The organism is Algoriphagus resistens (assembly GCF_001442615.1).
Classification (GTDB): Bacteria; Bacteroidota; Bacteroidia; order Cytophagales; family Cyclobacteriaceae; genus Algoriphagus; species Algoriphagus resistens.
The window spans coordinates 67,959-87,190 of sequence record NZ_LMXN01000002.1; the positions used below are offsets into that span (position 1 = coordinate 67,959).

The following is a 19,232-nucleotide window of genomic DNA, read 5'->3' on the forward strand; positions in this document are numbered from 1 at the left end:
GGCTAAAACGACTGTGGATAACCGATTTTCAAATGTGTTTATTGATTTAGCCTTGGCTAAAAATAAAATTAGTTTAAATTAAATACTGAGTTAAGTTGTTGTTTTATAGATGTTTGTGACTGTTAAAATTTTGCTTATTGTTGAAATGAGGTAGGAATATGCCAGTTTCCTGTTTGCGGAAACCGGTGTTAAAAACAGGGGGTAGGTGGATAAGTGTGGATAGTAATCCACATGCGGTTCAGGGCTTAAAGAGAGGAAATAGCCTGGATGAAATCTTCATGCTGGGATTTCCACAGAACAGGATCACCTGGGAATTGAGTGAAATACTCCTGTTCGAGCGCATCAAAAAATTGCTGGGAAGCATGGGCTAAGTCTAAAAAATCTATGGGAAAGCCTCCCGAAAATGGAGCTAAAAAGTCCAGCCATTTAGGATTAACACCAATCAAAACTGGCACTCCCAGGGCGGCCGATTCGAATAGTTTGGTAGGCATTTTATTCTTTATTGCCTCTTTGTTTTGGTAGGGTAAAACAGCAAAATCCACCCCGGAATAACTGGCAATAATCTCTTCATGGGGGATAGGAAAAGGTGCTGAATTTAGTAGGATTTGTGGTGTGTTTTTACAGGCTTCAAGAAGCTGTACACGGAAGCTTTCCAGCGGACAATGTCCTATAATTTTGAGTATGGATTTTGGGAATTCCTTTAAAATTTCCTTGAACCAGTGGACAGCGTCGAGTGTGCCAAAGGCAGGGGTAAGCGTGCCGGAAATCAGAAAACTGTATCCCTTTTGACGGGTAAACTTCAAGGGTGATACACGCTTGGTTGGTCCGGCATATCTATTCTCTAAAATCAGAAACGGAGCTTTCTCAGGCATCTCCTCTGTGTAGCAGTTCTCGGCAAGCAGAAATAAATCAATGCCTTTTACCCTTTCCATCCGCTTGATCATTTTACCGACTCTTACCTTCTTAGCAGTACTTAACTCCGGATTGAGATCCAGGTTTTTTACATAATTTTCCTGCACATCATAGACGAGCCTGTAGCCCAGAATCTCTTTGAAAAGGGAGGCTATCGGAAGGTATTCATAGGTGCAGACAATGAGTATTTTTGGCCTAAGTTTTAGAAGTATTTTGGCAAATTTCAGCTGGGAGTAAATTCTTCCCCAAGTTGAACGGGTAGTGGAATTGGAAGAGTAAAAGTTTTCATCTTCGCAATTTTCTAAGGGCAATTGTGAAAATCCCATAAAATTTAGGCGATATAGCCCTGTTTCTCGCAGTGAAAGGGCAAGCTTTCCCCAGGCTCTTGTATCTTTGGCGGGCTTAAGGCTTGACGCGATCAGGACAGGAATCCGGTAAGCTGATTTTTCACTCATTAAACGAAACTAAACAAAATAATGGAACTGAAAACCATCATTGAAAAGGCCTGGGATAACCGGGAATTATTAAAGGAAGATACTACCCAACAAGCCATCAGAGCTGTAATTGCTAAGCTGGATGCAGGTGAAATCCGCGTAGCAGAACCGGCTGAAAGCGGAAATTGGAAGGTAAATGACTGGGTGAAGAAGGCTGTTATTCTATATTTCCCTATCCAGAAGATGGAAACCATCGAGGTAGGGCCTTTTGAATTCCATGATAAAATGGCACTTAAGACCAATTATGCGGAGAAAGGTGTTCGTGTAGTTCCCCACGCTGTAGCCCGTTATGGGGCTTATCTGGCGTCGGGGGTGGTGATGATGCCAAGTTATGTTAATATTGGCGCATATGTGGACGGTGGCACGATGGTTGACACTTGGGCTACTGTAGGTTCCTGTGCGCAGATCGGCAAGAATGTTCATTTGAGCGGTGGAGTAGGGATCGGTGGAGTATTAGAGCCTATTCAGGCGGCACCTGTGATCATAGAAGATGGTGCTTTTATCGGGTCTAGAGCCATCATAGTAGAAGGCGTAAGAATCGGTAAGGAAGCCGTTATTGGGGCTGGCGTTACCTTGACGGCAAGTTCCAAAATCATAGATGTGACAGGGACCGAACCTGTAGAATACAAGGGTTATGTGCCTGAGCGTTCTGTGGTGATCCCCGGATCAATTGCCAAAAAATTTGCAGCTGGCACTTTTCAGGTTCCCTGTGCTTTGATCATCGGACAAAGAAAAGCCTCCACAGATCTCAAGACATCTCTTAATGATGCGCTTAGGGATAATAGTGTAGCAGTATAAACCAACTATAATGAAAACGAGTAGACGAGCGATACTAGCTCTATTTATTTCAGTGACACTATGGTCTTGTTCAGAAAATAAGACCAGTTCTGGCGATGTGTATTTCAATAAAGGAGAATATGAAAAGGCAGCGATTGAGTATTCGGAGGATTTGAAATTTAAGCCAAATGACGTGCGCATGCTTTATAACAGAGGCAGGGCAAACGAGGAGCAGGGGAATTACGAGGAAGCAAAAAGCGATTTTGAAAAAGCATTGGAAGTTGAACCGAATAATTTTCAGGTATTGCTCAGTCTGGCGAATGTCCATTACAGTCAAAAGAACTATACCAACGCTTTGCTCTATGCTGATCAGGCGGCAGAAATTCCTGGAGCACCGGCTATGGCTTCCTTTATGAAAGCCCGCGCCCTGCATCAATTGGGAAAACCTGAGGAAGCTTTAAAAGCCTATGGAAATGCAATTTCTGTGGATAAGGAATTCGGTCAGGCTTATTTCAATCGGGGCTTATTGAAAATAGCCATGAAGAATAAGGTGAAAAGTGCCTGCGAGGACTTTCAGCTCGCAGCCGCATTGGATTATCCTGGAGCGGAAGAAGCAATTTCAAACTATTGTAAATAACTTATAAAAACCGGCTTAAGCCGGTTTTTTTCTTCAACTGGATTTTTTCAGGTATGATCATGAGGTTCTCCTTCATGGTCGCAGATGTCTTCGGAACTTAATTTTCCACTACCGTTGCAGGTTTTGCAGGAGCTTACCTCTTTCAGATCCCCCTCGCAAACCGGACAGGTAAGCCTTCCTTTTCCGGCGCATCTATCGCACTCGTAGTACTCTACAATTTTAAAAATATTCATTTTTGTAACCATTCCTGAACCGCTGCAGCGACTACAGCCCACCACACCTTTTGCTTTGCAATAATGGCAGTCTTGTTCGGTTTGGCGCTTTCCTTCACAGGTAAAACAAGTTTTATATCGGTACCCTCGACGGTCACAGAGCAGGCATTCCCGGATTTCTTTCAACGGGACTTCCAGGCGCTGCTGCAGTTCCTGCGCGCCTTTGTAATGTGATCCTGTGAAACCAGTCAGTTCCAGGTACTTATTGAGAAAATTTGCAGAGTTATCGTATTGTCTGAGCTCAAAAAGTGTCTCCGCAAATAAATAAGGCATTTCCTCAGGAAGAGGCTGTCCTGAATCGATGAGATTTCTGAAAATAGAATTTGCAGTTTCATAATCATTTCTTTCGATCGCCGCTTTCGCTCCTTTCATCCAATGGTCTGTCTGGCCAAGATTAGGGCCTATTTGGGCAAATGATACCTGAGCGGTCGCTAGTGTGATAAAGACACTTAAAAGGAGTAGGGGAAGGGGAAATCTAAAACTCACGGGGAAAAGGGTTTTCTATAGAAGCAATAAAGGTAGAAGTTTCTTTATCGTAAAGTTAATGTTTCCAAAAGGGTAAATTTTTCATGTAATCTGTGAAATGGATCCTGAAAATTAAAAATTGTTTTTATTTTGGGTGAAATTCTAATCTAAGCTCATACTATTTATTCTTTGAGTTGAAAACTGAATTTCAGTCATTTTACTTTAATCCTAAAACTTAGAAAGATGGGAAAACCAATTACAATGATCGAGAGCATCGGTCCTGTTATGAAAGAGAAACTTGCGGCTGCTGGCATATCCACGGTTGAAAGCCTATTGGAAAAAGGAGCATCAAAAGCCGGGAGAAAAGCTATCGCGGATGCCTCAGGCTTAGATGAAAGCAAAATTCTGGTGTGGGTAAATATGGCAGATTTATTTAGGATCAATGGGGTTGCGAGTCAATTCGCGGAGCTTCTAAAAGCTGCCGGTGTAGATACAGTAAAGGAGTTAAGAACCAGGAATCCTGAAAATCTGCATGCTGCTCTTGTTAAAACACAGGAAGAAAAGGGTTTGACACGAGTGGTGCCTGCTGCTTCCAAAGTTATGGACTTCGTTGAGCAGGCCAAATCATTGGAACCGATTGTGACGCATTAATAAGCCTAGTTGCTACCAGTGAGAGAAAACCTTTATGCAAAAGACATAAAGGTTTTTTTGTAGTTTCGATTTACAATTATTTTATATCATGAGTAATACATCCGAGTTTGTCACCCACTTGGCCGACGGTCAAAGTTTCAAGAAAGATTCAATAATCCTGGGAACCGGAATCCTGGATGGGCAGCCTATTACGGACGCGCTGGTTAAGATACCGCTGAAGACCATGAATAGACATGGGCTGATAGCGGGCGCTACGGGTACAGGTAAAACCAAGACTTTACAGGTGATTGCAGAGCAACTCGCATTGAAGGGCGTGCCTTCGGTGCTGATGGATCTGAAAGGTGATTTGTCCGGACTGGCACAGCCAGGAACGGCAAATGAATTCATTAAGAACCGATCCCAGGTAATAGGAGTGGATTATGTCCCGATGGGATTGCCGATTGAGCTGATGTCCATTTCTGACGAAAAGGGAGTGAGACTGAAGGCAACGGTTTCGGAATTTGGGCCTGTTTTGATCTCGCAGATCCTCGAACTTAATGATACGCAGCAGGGAGTGATTTCCCTGATCTTCAGATATTGTGATGTACACCATTTGCCATTGCTGGATTTAAAAGACCTGAAGCGTGTCTTACAGTTTATCACCAATGAGGGCAAAGATGCTATCAAAAAAGAGTATGGGCAGGTTTCTTTGGCCTCAGTTAATACTATTATGCGTAAAATCATCGAGCTTGAACAGCAAGGTGCAGAGCGTTTTTTTGGAGAAAAATCATTTGAAGTAGAGGATTTCGTCAGGCTTAACGAGGGGAAAGGTGTGATATCGGTCATCAGATTGACTGATATTCAAAACAGACCTAAGTTATTTTCTACCTTTATGCTAAGCTTACTTTCTGAGATTTATGAGACTTTTCCCGAGCAGGGAGATGCAGATCAGCCTAAGCTTTGTTTATTTATTGATGAGGCACATCTGGTATTTTCCAATGCATCCAATGAGCTGCTTGAAAAAATAGAAGCAATCGTAAAACTCATACGCTCTAAAGGTGTCGGTGTTTATTTCTGCACACAGACCCCTACTGATGTTCCGGATAGTATTTTGGGCCAATTAGGGTTAAAAGTGCAGCATGCTCTTCGAGCCTTCACTGCTAAGGACAGAAAATCAATCACAAAAACGGCAGAGAATTATCCTATTTCTAAATTTTATAATACTGCTGAAGTACTGACTTCCATGGGAATTGGAGAGGCTTTGGTGACAGCGCTGAATGAAAAGGGAATTCCTACTCCATTGTCCCACACGCTTGTGAGGGCCCCGATCAGTAGAATGGATATTTTGAGCGAAAATGAAATAGATGAGCTGGTAAATCGCTCAGATTTAACTTCCAAATACAATCAAGTTCTGGACCGAGAAAGTGCTTTTGAGCTTTTGGAGCAAAAGATAGCGAAAGTAGAGAAAGAGCAGGAGGAAATGGTATTGCCAGGTCCGAAACCAAGAACAGGCAACAGGACCGTTAAAGAAGAATCCCTCATTGAGGAACTCAGTAAAAATACGATGGTCAGGCAACTGGGAAGAACTATATTCCGGGAATTGACCAGAGGTATTCTGGGATCATTTACCAGAAGAAAATAGAACAGGTCAACTATTTAATTTACAATTACTGATAGTATTTTGAAAATCGGTGTTATAGGAGGTGGTGCTGCAGGTTTTTTTGCCGCAATACATGCTAGTGGACCAGCTCGTGAAGTAATTATTTTTGAAAAATCATCCAAACTTCTCTCTAAGGTGAAGGTATCTGGAGGCGGTAGGTGTAACCTCACCCACCGGCCGATGGAAATCTCAAAGTTGGTCAAGAACTATCCTAGAGGGGAGAAATTTTTAAAAAAGGTTTTTAGACATTTCAAATCTGAGGATATCCTCAGCTGGTTCACATCAAGGGGCGTAGACCTTAAAGTAGAGCAAGATGGCAGGATGTTTCCTGTATCAGACTCTTCACAAAGTATTATTGATGCGCTGGTAAAAGAAGCTAACAGGCTCAGCATTACCATAAAAAAATCTTGCGGAGTCCATTCAATTTTCCCGCTTTCCACTGGATTTAAATTGACAACTGAGCAGGGTGATTATGAATTTGACAAACTGATAATAGCTACTGGAGGTCATCCTAAAATTGACTCCTATTCATTTCTTAAAAATCTTAACCATAGGATTTTAGAGCCAATACCTTCACTTTTTACTTTTAATACACCTAAGGAATCAATCCGCGAACTGATGGGAGTATCTGTACCGGAAGGGACAGTCAAAATCGCCGGAACTAAATTGAGTTATCAAGGGCCGATACTTATCACGCATTGGGGAGTCAGCGGCCCGGCAGTTTTGAAACTGTCCGCTTATGGCGCCAAGTGGATGAAGGAACAGCATTACAAAGCTACTGCTCTTGTGAACTGGAATGCAGCTATAGGTGAACAGGAATATCTTTCCCATCTAACCGGTTTTATGCTAAAACATCCCAATAAGAAAGTAATCACCAATAGCTTATTTGATATTCCCGGTCGGCTTTGGATGCATTTTTGTGACAAATCAGAAATTAAAAGCGGGCAATTGTACGGATCTTTGGCCAAAAAGCAGATTAACAAACTAGTGCAAAATCTTTTTTGCTATCTTTTAACCGTGGATGGAAAAACCACTTTCAAAGAAGAGTTTGTGACTGCAGGCGGTATTGAGCTAAGTGAAGTTAATCCTGACACAATGGAAAGTATGAACCACCCTAATTTGTACTTTGCCGGGGAAGTGCTGGATATTGATGGAATTACAGGTGGATTTAATTTTCAGGCGGCTTGGTCCACTGGGTATTTGGCCGGAAAATCATCGTCAGAATAAGATACTATGGAAAAAGTGTACCCAGACCTAAATCAAATGATCGCGGATATGACGGAGGGTGATGAGGCATTTGAAAAAGAATTGATCCAAGCTATCTTTCAGGGATTACTTGAGCTGAAAACTGTTTATACCGAAGGATATTTGGAGAAGGATGAGATTAAAATACAGCACATCAGGCATAAGATTAAACCTACACTTATGATGTTTGGACTGGAACCTATCTCTTTGGAACTGCATAACGGAAAAGAAATTGTAGAGGCCAAGGGCTTCAATAGTGAGTTTAAGTTACACTTCACTAAATTGAACAGGGAGCTTGACCTGGCTATCCAGCGGGTATTTGAATTAGCTAATTAACTAAGCTAAAAGCCAGCTCGGGCAGTTCCGCTTATCCATTTCCCGATTGAATTCACCTCCCTAAAAAATGGCAATGTTTTTACTTTAGGGAAAAATGAATTCTATGTAAAAGCGTTTACATTTGGGTCTTCATGCCACTGATCAAATCTACTTACACCGGTCCGCCTGTTTATCTTTTTAATAAACATCTTGAAACTATTGTTCCGAGTTTGTTCAGGACCATCAAGGATGTCACGTATAGCAGAGAAAAAATTCATACTGCTGATGGGGATTTTCTCAACCTTGACTGGTCGAAAACCGGGAGTAGGCAATTGGTCATTGTTTCACATGGATTAGAGGGCGATTCCCAGCGCCATTATGCCCGTGCAATGGTTAAACTGGCGAATGCCAAAGGAATTGATGCACTTGCGTGGAACAATCGTTCCTGCGGCGGAGAGATTAATTTATCGCCGGTTCTTTATCACCACGGTGCAAGCTACGATCTGGATGCTACGGTTGAGCATGTCCTGAAAAATGCTAAGTATGAGGAAATTTACCTGACTGGCATCAGTATGGGAGGGGCCCAGACGCTTAAATACCTGGGGGAAAAAGGGAACGATCTTCCACCACAGATCAGACGGGCCGCTGTCTATTCTACTCCCTGTAACCTTCCTTCAAGTGCCGCTACACTGAAATTAAAGGGGAACAGTTTTTACAGGAAGCGGTTTCTGGGCAAGCTAAAGAAGAAGATCGAGGCAAAAGCTGCTCAGTTCCCGGATTTAATAGACCTGGATTTTCTGGAAAAAGTGGAAGATTTCGACCTGTTTGATACACATTTTACGGCCAAGCTCCATGGATTTAAAGATGCTGCGGATTTCTATCAGGCTGTGAGTGCCGATAACTGGATGGTGAATATAGCCGTTCCTACGTTGATCGTTAATGCGATCAATGATCCTTTGCTTGGTCCGGAATGTTTTCCGGTTTCCCTGGCAGAAAAAAAGCATGAAATTCAATTGGAAATGCCATCTCGGGGTGGTCACACCGGTTTTACCCTGGGAAGTCAGGAATTTTCATGGGTAGAGCACAGGATTCTGGATTTTCTAAAACAATCTACCTAGCCTGGACGGTTTTAGTATATTGTGATTCAAACAACCTAAACCAATTCACTATGAGGAAAATCTTTTTCGGCAGCCTAGTGCTGGCAACTCTTTTGACCTTCTTTTTGATGTGGTACTTCCAATTTGTACAATTTAAATTTGGCTATTTCATCCTGGGGATTCTTGTGGTCTTGCTGGGAATCGGGATTTATGATATCAATCAAAAAACCCATGCGATCCTACGAAATTTCCCTGTAGTTGGGCATTTTCGTTATTTACTGGAAAAAATAAGCCCGGAAATCCAGCAGTATTTCATCGAAACCAATACAGACGGAAGCCCATTCAGCAGGAATATCCGCTCTTTGGTTTACAGAAGGGCAAAAAATGTGAACGACACACATCCGTTTGGCACCCAGAAAGATATTAGTGGAGAGGATTATATTGGGCTTAGGCACTCCATCTATGCTGTTCATACCCATGATGAAGACCCCCGCGTGATTATCGGAAATTACTCCTGCAAGCAGCCGTATTCTTCTTCTATATTTACTATTTCTGCGATGAGCTTTGGTTCACTTAGTTCAAATGCGGTCAGAGCGCTGAATCTTGGAGCCAAAAAGGGTGGTTTTTCCCACAATACAGGAGAAGGGGGAATATCCTCTCATCACAGACAAGGCGGGGACCTGGTATGGCAGATCGGGACCGGCTATTTTGGCTGCAGGGACGAGCACGGGAATTTCAGCGAGGAGAAATTTGCGGAGAAAGCAAATTGGCCGGAGGTCAAAATGATAGAAATCAAGATTTCACAAGGAGCAAAACCTGGTCATGGAGGTGTGCTTCCCGGAGTGAAAAACACCGAAGAAATTGCTGAGATACGCGGCGTGATCAAGGGAACCACCATTCTCTCTCCTCCTGCACATAGCGCATTCACCAATGCAGCCGAATTACTTGGGTTTATCACTAAACTCAGAGAGTTATCGGGTGGCAAGCCGATAGGATTCAAGCTTTGCATAGGAAGAACAGAGGAGTTTACCGCCATTTGTAAGGAAATGGTATCCAAGGCTATCTTTCCTGATTTCATTACCGTGGATGGGGCAGAAGGGGGAACTGGAGCTGCTCCGTTAGAATTCTCAGACAGTGTGGGACTACCCCTGGAACCTGCACTTATTTTCGTAAGAATGACTTTGGAGAAGTTCCAGATACGGGACAAAATCAAAGTGATAGCCTCCGGAAAAGCCATAAGTGCTTTTGCTATATTGAAGAACATAGCCCTTGGAGCGGATGTATGCAATTCAGCTAGAGGTTTTATGTTCAGCGTAGGGTGTATTCAGGCACTTCGATGCAATACCAACGAGTGTCCTACAGGGGTAGCCACGCAAAAAAGCAGCCTGGTAAAAGGATTGGTAATTACGGATAAAGCTGAACGGGTGTATAATTTCCATAAAAACACTGTCCATGCAGTTCAGGAGCTCCTTGGCGCATCTGGTCATAAGCATACTTCAGAACTTAGTGCAAGTGACCTGGTGAAGGGAGATGAAATGATCAAACTCGCCAATAGATACCTGCCCGACTCTGTGAATACGCAGGTGTAAGTTTACTTTGGGGTTTTACTACCTTTATCAGGCCTTAGTCATCAGACTTTGGCCTGTCCCACTACAGACTACAGACTTTTTGTATTTCACTAGTTTTTCAATACAGTCAAAGCTGCACTACCCTGGCACCAGGCAGAAAGATTTGGCGCCAAACTGGTTCAATCAAATCTCTTTAATGCCAATTCTGCTACAGTTCCTCCAATGGACAATGAACTGGTAGCTGCCGGTGAAGGCGCATTGAGCACGTTGATGGCATGTGCAGATTCTCTGATTGAAAAATCATCCAAGAGCCCACCGGTGCGGTCACATGCCTGGGCTCTTACTCCTGCACCTCCTTCTACAAGGTCGGATTCCCGGATTTCAGGAATCAATTCCTGAAGTGCTTTGGTAAATGCGGCTTTGGAAAACGAACGGTACATTTCTCCAAATCCTGTCTGCCAATATTTGGCTGCCACTTTCTGGAAACCTGGCCAAGCCAATGACTCGGCAAGCTCCTTAATGTTAATCTGGGATTTTTTGTAACCCTCCCTGCTGAAAGCCAAAACAGCGTTAGGGCCAGCTTCCACTCCGCCTTTCATCATGCGCGTGAAATGAACGCCCAAGAATGGGAAATTAGGATCGGGAACAGGATAAATCAGGTTCTTCACCAGGAATTCCCTGTCTTTCTTCAACTTGAAATATTCCCCCCGAAAAGGAATAATTTTCACATCAATGGGTTCGCGTTCAACCATCTGAGCTACCTTGTCCGAGTAAAGGCCTGCGCAGTTGATCACCAATTTGCTTTGGATTGTTTTATTGGAAGTTTCAATGTAATTTGATCCATTCTCTAGCTTAATTCCCAGTACCTTATGATTCAAAAATATCTCACCGCCATGTTGGATTATTTTCCTGCCATAGGCTAGGGCAACTTTATAATAGTCTACTATTCCGGTCTGGGGAACATGCAGGGCAGCTACTCCCACACAGTGCGGTTCGTATTCTTTTAGTTCATCTATGCTGATGTATTTTGTTCCCTCCAAGCCGTTTTGTATCCCCCTTTCATACAGCTTGTCCAATAAAGGCTTTTGCTCCTCACGGGTGGCAACAACAACCTTTCCAGTGATCTCGAAGGGGATTTTTTCTTCGGCACAAAACTGTATCAATTCATGGTACCCGCCGATGCAATTGGTGGCTTTGAGAGAGCCGGGCTTATAATATAAACCAGAATGAATTACTCCGCTATTATTGCCTGTTTGATGCTTAGCCAGCTGATCTTCCTTTTCCAAAATGGCTATTTTGAGGTCAGGACGTGCTTTTTGAATTTTAAGAGCCGTTGCCAGTCCCACAATCCCACCACCAATAATTGCAATATCGTATCTCATGTTTTTCCGTTTTCGGTCTCAAATATACTAGCGGATTTTTCAATTTTCTCTTCCATGAGCAGCTCATGATCGTTAATCCTTTATATTTTTTAAGGGAGGAATAGCAATTTGCATGGCTAATGAATTTATTTTGCAGGAATTTCCTTTTAGTGCCACCACTATTACATGATCCGCAAATACTTTTTCCTTTTCTTAGTTTTGATGAGTACCCAGTCTTTTGCCCAGTTTGTGGTGAAAGGAAAAGTGACTGATTCGGCCACGGGAGACCCTATACCCTTTGCCTCAGTGCTTTTGAAAGGTACTACAGTCGGAATTTCCACCGATTTTGAGGGTAATTATATCTTGGAGGCCAAGTCGCTTACAGATAGTATTTCTGTTAACTACTTGGGCTATATCACCGGTGTGAAAGCTTTGCAGCAGGTACCTGAGCAAACTGTCAATTTCCAGCTCAAGCCATCTGATTTTGAGATGGAGGCTTTTGTTTTTGAAGCTGGGGAGAATCCCGCTTTTGAAGTAATACGAAAAGTAGTTAGTCGAAAAAAAGACTTTGACAAAAGAGAATTAAGTGCCTACCAGACAAAGAACTATACAAAAATAGAAATAGATATTGATCATGTCTCGGAGGAGTTTACCCAGCGGAAAACTGTAAAGAAAGTAACCGCGGTTTTGGATTCTATCAAGCAACTCACCAATGACGAGGGAGAGAAGATCTTGCCCGTTTTTTTTTCTGAGACTCTTTCCAAATTTTACTTCAGGAATAATCCTGAGCTGAAAAAAGAAGTAGTAGAAAAGTCGAAGGTAACCGGTGTAGGTATTACGGATGGCTCCACTACTTCGCAGATCACCGGTTCAGCGTTTCAGGAATACAATTTTTACAAAAACTGGCTGAACATCGTAGGCAAGGAGTTTGTCTCGCCCATTGCTGATGGATGGAAGCAGTTTTACGATTATGACCTGGTGGATTCTGTTTTGGTAGGCGTGGACTCCTGTTATTTGCTGAAAGTCTATCCACTGCGGGAGCAGGATCTGGCATTCTCAGGAAGTATTTGGATAAATAAGGAGACATATGCACTGAAGCAGGTGGATCTGACCATTCCCAAAGAGGCCAACCTGAATTTTATTGAACGGATCAAAATACAGCAGGAGTTGGTACCGACTTCCGCAGGCCCTTTGATTCCTGCCAAAACACGTGTTCAGATCAAAATAGGACAGATAACCCCAAAAACGGCCGGTTTACTGGCCAAATTCTATACTTCGGCAGATAGTGTTAAAGTTGGAGAGCCGCAGCCCACCTCGTTTTTCAATCAATCGGTGACCTTACTGCCCGATTATGATGAAGCGAGTGAGGAATTTTGGAAAGACAACCGGCAGGATATCCTGACTCAGGAAGAAATAGCAGTACTCAGGATGGTGGATACGCTGAAAAGAATTCCCATTGTGCGTTTTTATTCCGAAGGATTAAAATTCTTCGGCACGGGCTACCTTCCTGTCGGGAAAGTGGATATCGGCCCATGGCCTGCCTTTTTCAACTATAACGACATAGAAGGAGTGAGGCTGGGTATGGGCTTCCGCACCAACCTGAAATTCAGTGATAAATGGGCAATTAAGGGTTATTTAGGCTATGGCTTTAAGGATGAAGAGCTGAAATATTCGGCTAAAGTCACTCGGATTTTGGATAGGGTACACTGGACTTCCATCTCCCTTTCCACACAGAAGGAAATCGATCAGGTCGGCTTGGAGATTTCCAGCCTGCAGGGAAACAGCATATTTCTGGCGGCAAGCAGGTTTGGTACGCTGCGAAGACCTTATTTCAGCAGAAAGCATCAGTTCAATTTTCAGCGGGAGTTTTTCAAGGGATTTCTCATGTACTCGGATCTGGCTTTTATGAATTTCGAGCCACTCTATGATTTCTATTACCTAGAAAAAGGCACCGGAGAATATAAGTCCCAATTTGAAACCACCGAAGCCAAGATAGGCCTGAGGTACGGGCGTGATGAGACCATTCTGATCAATGACAATGAGAGATCCTCTTTAGGACCTCTGAGATGGCCGATTTTTGAATTGAGCTATGCAAAAGGGATAAACTGGCTCAGTGGGGACATCAATTATTCAAAATTGAATTTCTATGTGTATCAACGGTTGAACGTGGGCATGTTTGGTGTTTCCCGTTACGAGTTGGATGCGGGAAAAGTATTTGGGGAGGTACCATACCCTGTGCTGAAAAACCACTTGGGCAATGAGACCTTGTTCTATACTTCTGCTGCTTTCAATACCATGAATTTCAATGAGTTTGCCTCCGATCAGTACGCAAGTTTACGCTATAGGCATTATTTTGAGGGCTTTTTGCTGAATAAAATCCCTTTGCTCAAAAAGCTGAAATGGCGTGCCGTAGCCAATGCGAATATACTTTACGGCTCTGTCAGCGACAAAAATATTGCCAATGCCCCAACTGTGGATCCCTCAGGAAATCCCCTGCAGACCTTTGGAAGACTTGATCCCAGCAAACCTTATGTGGAATTGGGTTATGGGATTGAGAATATTTTTAAATTCTTCAGAATAGACTTCTTCCACAGGATGACCTATCTGGATAATCCTGAAGTTAAGCCATTTGCGGTGAAAATATCCGGACAGATTATTCTTTAGTTCGTGGGTTCTTTTCACTATCTTGGGTAGATGAATAATGGAAGGCTTTCCTAACTAGGTATTCAATAAACTTATAAGGTTAGTTTTTAAATGAACCAATAAAATTCCAAGAAATCCTTTTGATTACCAATCGACGGATTTTAGAGATGTCAGAGTGGCCTTATTGGGCAATTACCGTATTAATTACAAAATTACCGACGAGCAAATTAGTATAATGGCATTATCGGACAACCGACAAGATTCCAAGAAGCTTTTGAGGATTTTGCTGAAAGAATAATAGTTCTGCTTTACAAATAAACTTTGCACAGGCAGCTTTTGCGACGAAGCGCTCCGGGAATATACATTTAAGAAATAATGAAGCAGACTTATTCTCTTTTACCAGTCCTTTTTTGTAGCATTTTTATTTCTTGCTCTTCGGATGATAAGGAGGATTCAACTGAAGGAAGGGATAGCTTGGAAACCATACATGTTGACCTCTCTGAAGCCAGAGAAGGTAAACTTTCCGAATTCTTTGAGCCTGAGATAGAATACATTTGGCTGAAGGAAAATGGGGAAGAAGGATTGTTGGGAAGAGGTGTTCGTCAAGTTATTTTTCATGATGAGAAAATCTATGTTCCCGACATGCAAGGCTGTAGATGCATTCAGATTTTTGACAGAACCGGGAACTATCTCAATAAAATTGAGGCCTTTGGGGAAGGGCCTGGTGAATATCTGCAGTTTTATGGAGCTGCTATCAAGGATGGGGAGGTAATGCTTTCAGGTGTGTTTCCAACTAAGTTGATGTGGTTTGATCTAAATGGTAAATTTCTGAGGGAGCAGAAAATAGACCAACAAATCGGTGCAGCAGCTTATTCCGATCATGATAAACGGTATTATTTTTATACCAAAGCTTCAGAAAGTGGAGATTTCTTTTTCGAATCTGTCAATGAAACCTTTAAAGATACGGTAAGGTCAATTCCTTTTGATGAGCTTGCCTACTATGGCTACTATTCAGGCGCTTCCACCCTTAAAGAACTGGGCGATCAAATCTATTTTGGAATGCCCTTTCAGGATACAATCTATGAAGTGAAGGAATCAAAGTTGTTTCCCAGGTACGTATGGGATTTTGGGAAATATGGTCAGGATTTGAAGGAAATGGCCAAGTTTGATGTAGAAGTGAACGGAATGGAATATATAAAATTCCAAAATTCTGAGGCTAAACTTTATTTTTCTGAGAACTGGTTTATATTAGAAAGGTTGCTCATTTCAAGTTTTCGCCATGAAGGGGATTCCTATAACCTGGTTTACAATAGAGAAACAGGCCGACCAAATGTGATTTCAAAACTTTTACTCAATGATCTGGATGAATGGAGTACCTATGCAAACATTTTTATCCAATTTTCAGACAGGAAAATAGGGGCTGCTTTTGCTGGAAAAACCCTTTATAAAAACCTTCAGAAAAAGAAAGAAGAACTTGGAGAAACGGGGGTTGAAGAATACGTAAAAACCAAAGGGAAAAACTTCGCACAAGCAGCTTTTGCGGCCAAAGATTCCGAGAATCCTGTGCTGATAATTTATACAGTGAAGAAATAGGGCCTGCTTTTCTCGCACAGGCAGGATGAGAAACCTCGCATTGGGATGATTATTCAATGCGGGATTCCATATGGCCGCTAGAAAACTATTAGAATCAGATGAAATTCCCACTCATTTCCATATTCCCTTCCCATATATTTTTTGATTGCAGCTGTCTTGTGCATATTTGCAACTTAATCTTTATGCCTGTTTGTATGGGCAGAATTAACAAAAACAAATGTCACAACTAATTAAAATTACCCTTCCGGACGGCACTGTGAAGGAGTACGAAAAAGGAACAACCGGACTACAGATTGCTGCAAGTATCAGCGAGGGTTTAGCCAGGAACGTTCTAGCCGCAAAAGTTAACGGGCAGGTGTGGGATGCAACCCGACCCATCAATTCGGATTCCTCTATCCAATTGTTGACCTGGAATGACAATGAAGGTAAAAATACTTTCTGGCACTCTTCCGCCCACTTGCTTGCAGAAGCATTGGAAGCACTCCATCCAGGCATCAAATTCGGAATAGGCCCTCCGATAGAAACAGGGTTCTACTATGATGTGGATTTCGGGGATAAGACGCTGGACGGTTCGGAACTCGAGGCCATCGAGAAGAAAATGATCGAATTGGCTCGGGAAAAGAATGAATACATCCGTACGGATATCTCCAAAAAAGACGCAATCGATTATTACCAAAAGAAAGGTGATGAATACAAGCTTGACCTGCTTGAAGGGCTTGAAGATGGTTCAATCACCTTCTATCAGCAGGGAAACTTTATAGATCTTTGCCGGGGGCCACACATACCCAATACCGGGTTTGTAAAGGCAGTAAAGCTGACAAATATCGCAGGAGCCTATTGGAGAGGGGATGAAAAGCGCAAAATGCTTACCCGTATTTATGGGGTTACTTTTCCTAAAGCCAAAGAACTTTCTGACTACTTGACTTTACTGGAGGAGGCAAAGAAACGTGACCACAGGAAATTAGGACGTGAACTAGAGCTGTTTACATTCTCCGAGAAAGTGGGAGCAGGTCTTCCGCTTTGGCTGCCAAAGGGCACCTTGCTCAGAGAGCGTCTGGTGAATTTCCTGAAAAAAGCACAGGACAAAGCTGGTTATCAGCAGGTAATTACTCCACATATCGGCCATAAAGCGTTATATGAAACTTCAGGGCATTACGAGAAATACGGTAAGGATTCGTTTCAGCCAATTGCCACGCCACATGAGGGGGAGGAGTTTCTCCTGAAGCCGATGAACTGCCCGCATCACTGTGAAATCTATAAGCACAAGCCGCATTCATACAAAGAACTTCCTATTCGCTATGCGGAGTTCGGTACGGTATATCGTTACGAGCAAAGTGGTGAGCTTCACGGGTTGACCCGTGTTCGGGGTTTTACCCAGGATGATGCGCATATCTTCTGCCGTCCGGATCAGGTGAAAGAAGAGTTCATCAAGGTAATTGATTTGGTGTTATATGTGTTCAAAGCATTGGGCTTTGATGATTATACAGCACAGATTTCTCTTCGGGATCCAGAAAATCCTTCCAAGTACATAGGGGGCGATGAGGCTTGGAACAAGGCTGAAGCCGCGATTATTGAAGCCGCTGCAGAGAAAGGGTTGGATACAGTCACTGAGCTTGGGGAAGCGGCATTCTATGGGCCAAAACTTGACTTTATGGTAAAGGATGCCTTAGGAAGAAAATGGCAGTTGGGAACTATCCAGGTAGATTATCAATTACCCAATCGGTTCGAGTTGGAATATATAGGCTCGGACAATCAGAAGCATAGACCTGTGATGATCCACAGGGCACCGTTCGGTTCTTTGGAGCGGTTCGTCGCTGTGCTGATTGAGCACTGTGCAGGCAACTTCCCGCTATGGCTTTCTCCTGAGCAGATTAATATTTTGCCTATTTCTGAGAAATATGTAGCATATGCAGAAGAAATAAAGTCAATCCTCGAAGAGGTGGGTATATCAGGTGCTATTGATAACAGAGATGAAAAAATCGGAAGAAAAATCCGTGACTCTGAAGTCAAAAAAGTGCCATTTATGCTGATAGTAGGTGAAAAGGAGCAGGAAGAGCGAAAGCTTTCTGTCCGCAGGCATGGTGAAGGAGATCTAGGTAACTTCTCAGCGGAGGAGTTTATAAACTATTTTCAGGGCATTATTTCATCTTCATTGAGTAAGGAATAATACTGTATTATTTAATTCAGTTTTTCTTAATTAGAAATAATTCCGATATTTGCATCCAATTTCATAAAAACAATCAACGCAAACTTGAGAAACCAAAGACAACCCTATAGAGGTAGACAGGAAGAACCTTATAAAGTAAACCAGAAAATCAGAGCTCGTGAAGTACGGGTGGTGGGTGATTTTGTAGAAGGGGGTAATGCACTTCTTCCTACAGACAAAGCCATCAAACTCGCCCAGGAAAATGACCTGGATCTGGTAGAGATTTCTCCGAACGTTGATCCTCCAGTTTGTAAAATCCTTGACTACGCAAAGTTTAAGTACGAGCAGAAAAAGAAGCAGAAGGAGATTAAATCCAATGCTGCGAAGATTGTTTTGAAGGAAATCAGATTCGGACCGAATACGGATGAGCATGATTACAATTTCAAACTGAAGCATGCAATCAACTTTCTGAAAGAGGGCGCAAAAGTAAAGGCATACGTACATTTCGTGGGCCGTAGTATTGTGTTTAAGGAAAGAGGAGAGATGCTACTATTGAAATTTGCTCAGGCGCTCGCAGAATATGGCGCAGTAGAGCAACTTCCAAAAATGGAGGGAAAAAGAATGAACATCTTCATCGCTCCGAAGGCAGGAAAGAAATAAATTTCAACTAAATAAATACAGCAAAATGCCAAAGGTAAAAACCAAATCCAGTGCAAAGAAGAGGTTCGCTTTAACGGGAACCGGCAAAATCAAAAGGAAACACGCTTTCAAAAGCCACATCCTGACCAAAAAAGCTACCAAAAGGAAGCATAACCTGACTAAAACTGGTCTGGTTCATGAGTCTGACGAAGGTAGAGTAAGAGACATGTTGAGAATCTGATTCTCCACAGTAGCTTAAAAATCAAATAATTAAGGTTTATTTATTCACCAGATAGATTGGTAATCAAGATCCTGATCACTCGGGGCACCAACTGTCAAAAAACAAAACACTATGCCTAGATCGGTAAACGCGGTAGCGTCCAGAGCAAGAAGAAAAAAAGTGCTAAAAGCCACAAGAGGTTACTTCGGAAGAGGTAGCAACGTATGGACAGTAGCCAAAAACAAGTATGAGAAAGGTCTTCAGTATGCGTACAGAGACCGTAAAGCGAAGAAAAGAGAATTCAGAGCTTTGTGGATCCAGCGTATCAACGCAGGTGCCAGACAGCACGGCGTATCCTATTCTCAATTAATGGGATTGTTGAAGAAAGGTGAGATCGAGCTTAACCGTAAGGTTTTGGCAGATCTGGCCATGAATCACCCAGAAGCATTCAAAGCTGTAGTTGAAAGAGTAAAATAAGATTGCACTGTCTTATTTTAGTAGAAGCCTTCCCTCGGGAAGGCTTTTTTGTTTTTAATTCCGTCTGTTTTTTTTGCTAAC

Annotated in this window: 17 protein-coding genes; 14 read left to right on the forward strand and 3 right to left on the reverse strand. The window is 42.6% G+C overall.

Features of this window, described 5'->3' with window-relative positions; genetic code table 11:
• Nucleotides 1–245: 245 nt before the first annotated feature.
• Entirely contained in the window at nt 246–1,367 is a 1,122-nt protein-coding gene (locus AS141_RS03635) for a glycosyltransferase family protein (protein WP_057936283.1), read from the reverse strand.
• A 21-nt stretch (nt 1,368–1,388) separates the two neighbouring features.
• Here AS141_RS03635 and AS141_RS03640 point away from each other — a divergent pair, with 21 nt between their 5' ends.
• The gene (locus AS141_RS03640; RefSeq protein WP_057936284.1) at nt 1,389–2,204 is read left to right on the forward strand and encodes a 2,3,4,5-tetrahydropyridine-2,6-dicarboxylate N-succinyltransferase; all 816 of its coding nucleotides are present in this window, start codon (nt 1,389–1,391) and stop codon (nt 2,202–2,204) included.
• A gap of 10 nt (nt 2,205–2,214) precedes the next feature.
• Nucleotides 2,215–2,820: a tetratricopeptide repeat protein gene (locus AS141_RS03645; RefSeq protein WP_057936285.1), complete on the forward strand. Its 606-nt coding sequence runs from the start codon at nt 2,215–2,217 to the stop codon at nt 2,818–2,820.
• A gap of 47 nt (nt 2,821–2,867) precedes the next feature.
• Here the strand turns inward: AS141_RS03645 and AS141_RS03650 are convergent, their stop codons facing one another.
• Nucleotides 2,868–3,578: a tetratricopeptide repeat protein gene (locus AS141_RS03650; RefSeq protein ID WP_057936286.1), complete on the reverse strand. Its 711-nt coding sequence runs from the start codon at nt 3,576–3,578 to the stop codon at nt 2,868–2,870.
• 222 nt (nt 3,579–3,800) lie between these two features.
• Here AS141_RS03650 and AS141_RS03655 point away from each other — a divergent pair, with 222 nt between their 5' ends.
• From AS141_RS03655 to AS141_RS03680, 6 genes are all read left to right on the forward strand, one after another.
• Nucleotides 3,801–4,208 (forward strand): DUF4332 domain-containing protein, encoded by a 408-nt coding sequence (locus AS141_RS03655; protein WP_057936287.1) that lies wholly within the window; start codon nt 3,801–3,803, stop codon nt 4,206–4,208.
• An 88-nt stretch (nt 4,209–4,296) separates the two neighbouring features.
• Entirely contained in the window at nt 4,297–5,829 is a 1,533-nt protein-coding gene (locus tag AS141_RS03660) for a helicase HerA-like domain-containing protein (RefSeq protein WP_057936288.1), read from the forward strand.
• 39 nt (nt 5,830–5,868) lie between these two features.
• Nucleotides 5,869–7,074 (forward strand): BaiN/RdsA family NAD(P)/FAD-dependent oxidoreductase, encoded by a 1,206-nt coding sequence (locus AS141_RS03665; RefSeq protein WP_057936289.1) that lies wholly within the window; start codon nt 5,869–5,871, stop codon nt 7,072–7,074.
• 6 nt (nt 7,075–7,080) lie between these two features.
• Entirely contained in the window at nt 7,081–7,428 is a 348-nt protein-coding gene (locus AS141_RS03670) for a hypothetical protein (protein WP_057936290.1), read from the forward strand.
• A 131-nt stretch (nt 7,429–7,559) separates the two neighbouring features.
• Nucleotides 7,560–8,525 carry a YheT family hydrolase gene (locus tag AS141_RS03675; protein WP_057936291.1) on the forward strand — a complete coding sequence of 322 codons (966 nt, stop codon included), beginning with the start codon at nt 7,560–7,562 and terminating at the stop codon, nt 8,523–8,525.
• A 50-nt stretch (nt 8,526–8,575) separates the two neighbouring features.
• Entirely contained in the window at nt 8,576–10,093 is a 1,518-nt protein-coding gene (locus AS141_RS03680) for an FMN-binding glutamate synthase family protein (protein ID WP_057936292.1), read from the forward strand.
• Between the two features lie 158 nt (nt 10,094–10,251).
• Here the strand turns inward: AS141_RS03680 and lhgO are convergent, their stop codons facing one another.
• Nucleotides 10,252–11,454 (reverse strand): L-2-hydroxyglutarate oxidase, encoded by a 1,203-nt coding sequence (lhgO, locus tag AS141_RS03685; RefSeq protein WP_057936293.1) that lies wholly within the window; start codon nt 11,452–11,454, stop codon nt 10,252–10,254.
• A gap of 165 nt (nt 11,455–11,619) precedes the next feature.
• Here lhgO and AS141_RS03690 point away from each other — a divergent pair, with 165 nt between their 5' ends.
• The 6 genes from AS141_RS03690 to rplT all read left to right on the forward strand — a co-directional run bounded on the left by AS141_RS03690 (nt 11,620) and on the right by rplT (nt 19,151).
• Nucleotides 11,620–14,097, forward strand: a complete 2,478-nt coding sequence (locus tag AS141_RS03690; protein ID WP_057936294.1) for a DUF5686 and carboxypeptidase-like regulatory domain-containing protein — start codon at nt 11,620–11,622, stop codon at nt 14,095–14,097.
• Between the two features lie 354 nt (nt 14,098–14,451).
• Nucleotides 14,452–15,669, forward strand: a complete 1,218-nt coding sequence (locus AS141_RS03695; RefSeq protein WP_057936295.1) for a 6-bladed beta-propeller — start codon at nt 14,452–14,454, stop codon at nt 15,667–15,669.
• A gap of 217 nt (nt 15,670–15,886) precedes the next feature.
• A complete protein-coding gene (gene thrS, locus AS141_RS03700) occupies nt 15,887–17,836 on the forward strand; it encodes a threonine--tRNA ligase (protein ID WP_057936296.1) in 1,950 nt (649 codons plus the stop codon).
• Between the two features lie 84 nt (nt 17,837–17,920).
• Nucleotides 17,921–18,475, forward strand: a complete 555-nt coding sequence (infC, locus tag AS141_RS03705; protein WP_057936297.1) for a translation initiation factor IF-3 — start codon at nt 17,921–17,923, stop codon at nt 18,473–18,475.
• Nucleotides 18,476–18,500: 25 nt separating this feature from the next.
• The gene (gene rpmI / locus AS141_RS03710; RefSeq protein WP_057936298.1) at nt 18,501–18,695 is read left to right on the forward strand and encodes a 50S ribosomal protein L35; all 195 of its coding nucleotides are present in this window, start codon (nt 18,501–18,503) and stop codon (nt 18,693–18,695) included.
• A 111-nt stretch (nt 18,696–18,806) separates the two neighbouring features.
• Nucleotides 18,807–19,151, forward strand: a complete 345-nt coding sequence (gene rplT / locus AS141_RS03715; protein WP_057936299.1) for a 50S ribosomal protein L20 — start codon at nt 18,807–18,809, stop codon at nt 19,149–19,151.
• Nucleotides 19,152–19,232 lie beyond the last annotated feature (81 nt).

Bases quoted from the DNA above. Each gene is read 5' to 3' on its own strand.
- AS141_RS03635 (WP_057936283.1), bottom strand. From the start codon at position 1,367: ATGAGTGAAAAATCAGCTTACCGGATTCCTGTCCTGATCGCGTCAAGC.
- AS141_RS03640 (WP_057936284.1), top strand. From the start codon at position 1,389: ATGGAACTGAAAACCATCATTGAAAAGGCCTGGGATAACCGGGAATTA.
- AS141_RS03645 (WP_057936285.1), top strand. From the start codon at position 2,215: ATGAAAACGAGTAGACGAGCGATACTAGCTCTATTTATTTCAGTGACA.
- AS141_RS03655 (WP_057936287.1), top strand. From the start codon at position 3,801: ATGGGAAAACCAATTACAATGATCGAGAGCATCGGTCCTGTTATGAAA.
- AS141_RS03660 (WP_057936288.1), top strand. From the start codon at position 4,297: ATGAGTAATACATCCGAGTTTGTCACCCACTTGGCCGACGGTCAAAGT.
- AS141_RS03670 (WP_057936290.1), top strand. From the start codon at position 7,081: ATGGAAAAAGTGTACCCAGACCTAAATCAAATGATCGCGGATATGACG.
- AS141_RS03675 (WP_057936291.1), top strand. From the start codon at position 7,560: ATGCCACTGATCAAATCTACTTACACCGGTCCGCCTGTTTATCTTTTT.
- AS141_RS03680 (WP_057936292.1), top strand. From the start codon at position 8,576: ATGAGGAAAATCTTTTTCGGCAGCCTAGTGCTGGCAACTCTTTTGACC.
- lhgO (WP_057936293.1), bottom strand. From the start codon at position 11,454: ATGAGATACGATATTGCAATTATTGGTGGTGGGATTGTGGGACTGGCA.
- AS141_RS03690 (WP_057936294.1), top strand. From the start codon at position 11,620: ATGATCCGCAAATACTTTTTCCTTTTCTTAGTTTTGATGAGTACCCAG.
- AS141_RS03695 (WP_057936295.1), top strand. From the start codon at position 14,452: ATGAAGCAGACTTATTCTCTTTTACCAGTCCTTTTTTGTAGCATTTTT.
- thrS (WP_057936296.1), top strand. From the start codon at position 15,887: ATGTCACAACTAATTAAAATTACCCTTCCGGACGGCACTGTGAAGGAG.
- rpmI (WP_057936298.1), top strand. From the start codon at position 18,501: ATGCCAAAGGTAAAAACCAAATCCAGTGCAAAGAAGAGGTTCGCTTTA.
- rplT (WP_057936299.1), top strand. From the start codon at position 18,807: ATGCCTAGATCGGTAAACGCGGTAGCGTCCAGAGCAAGAAGAAAAAAA.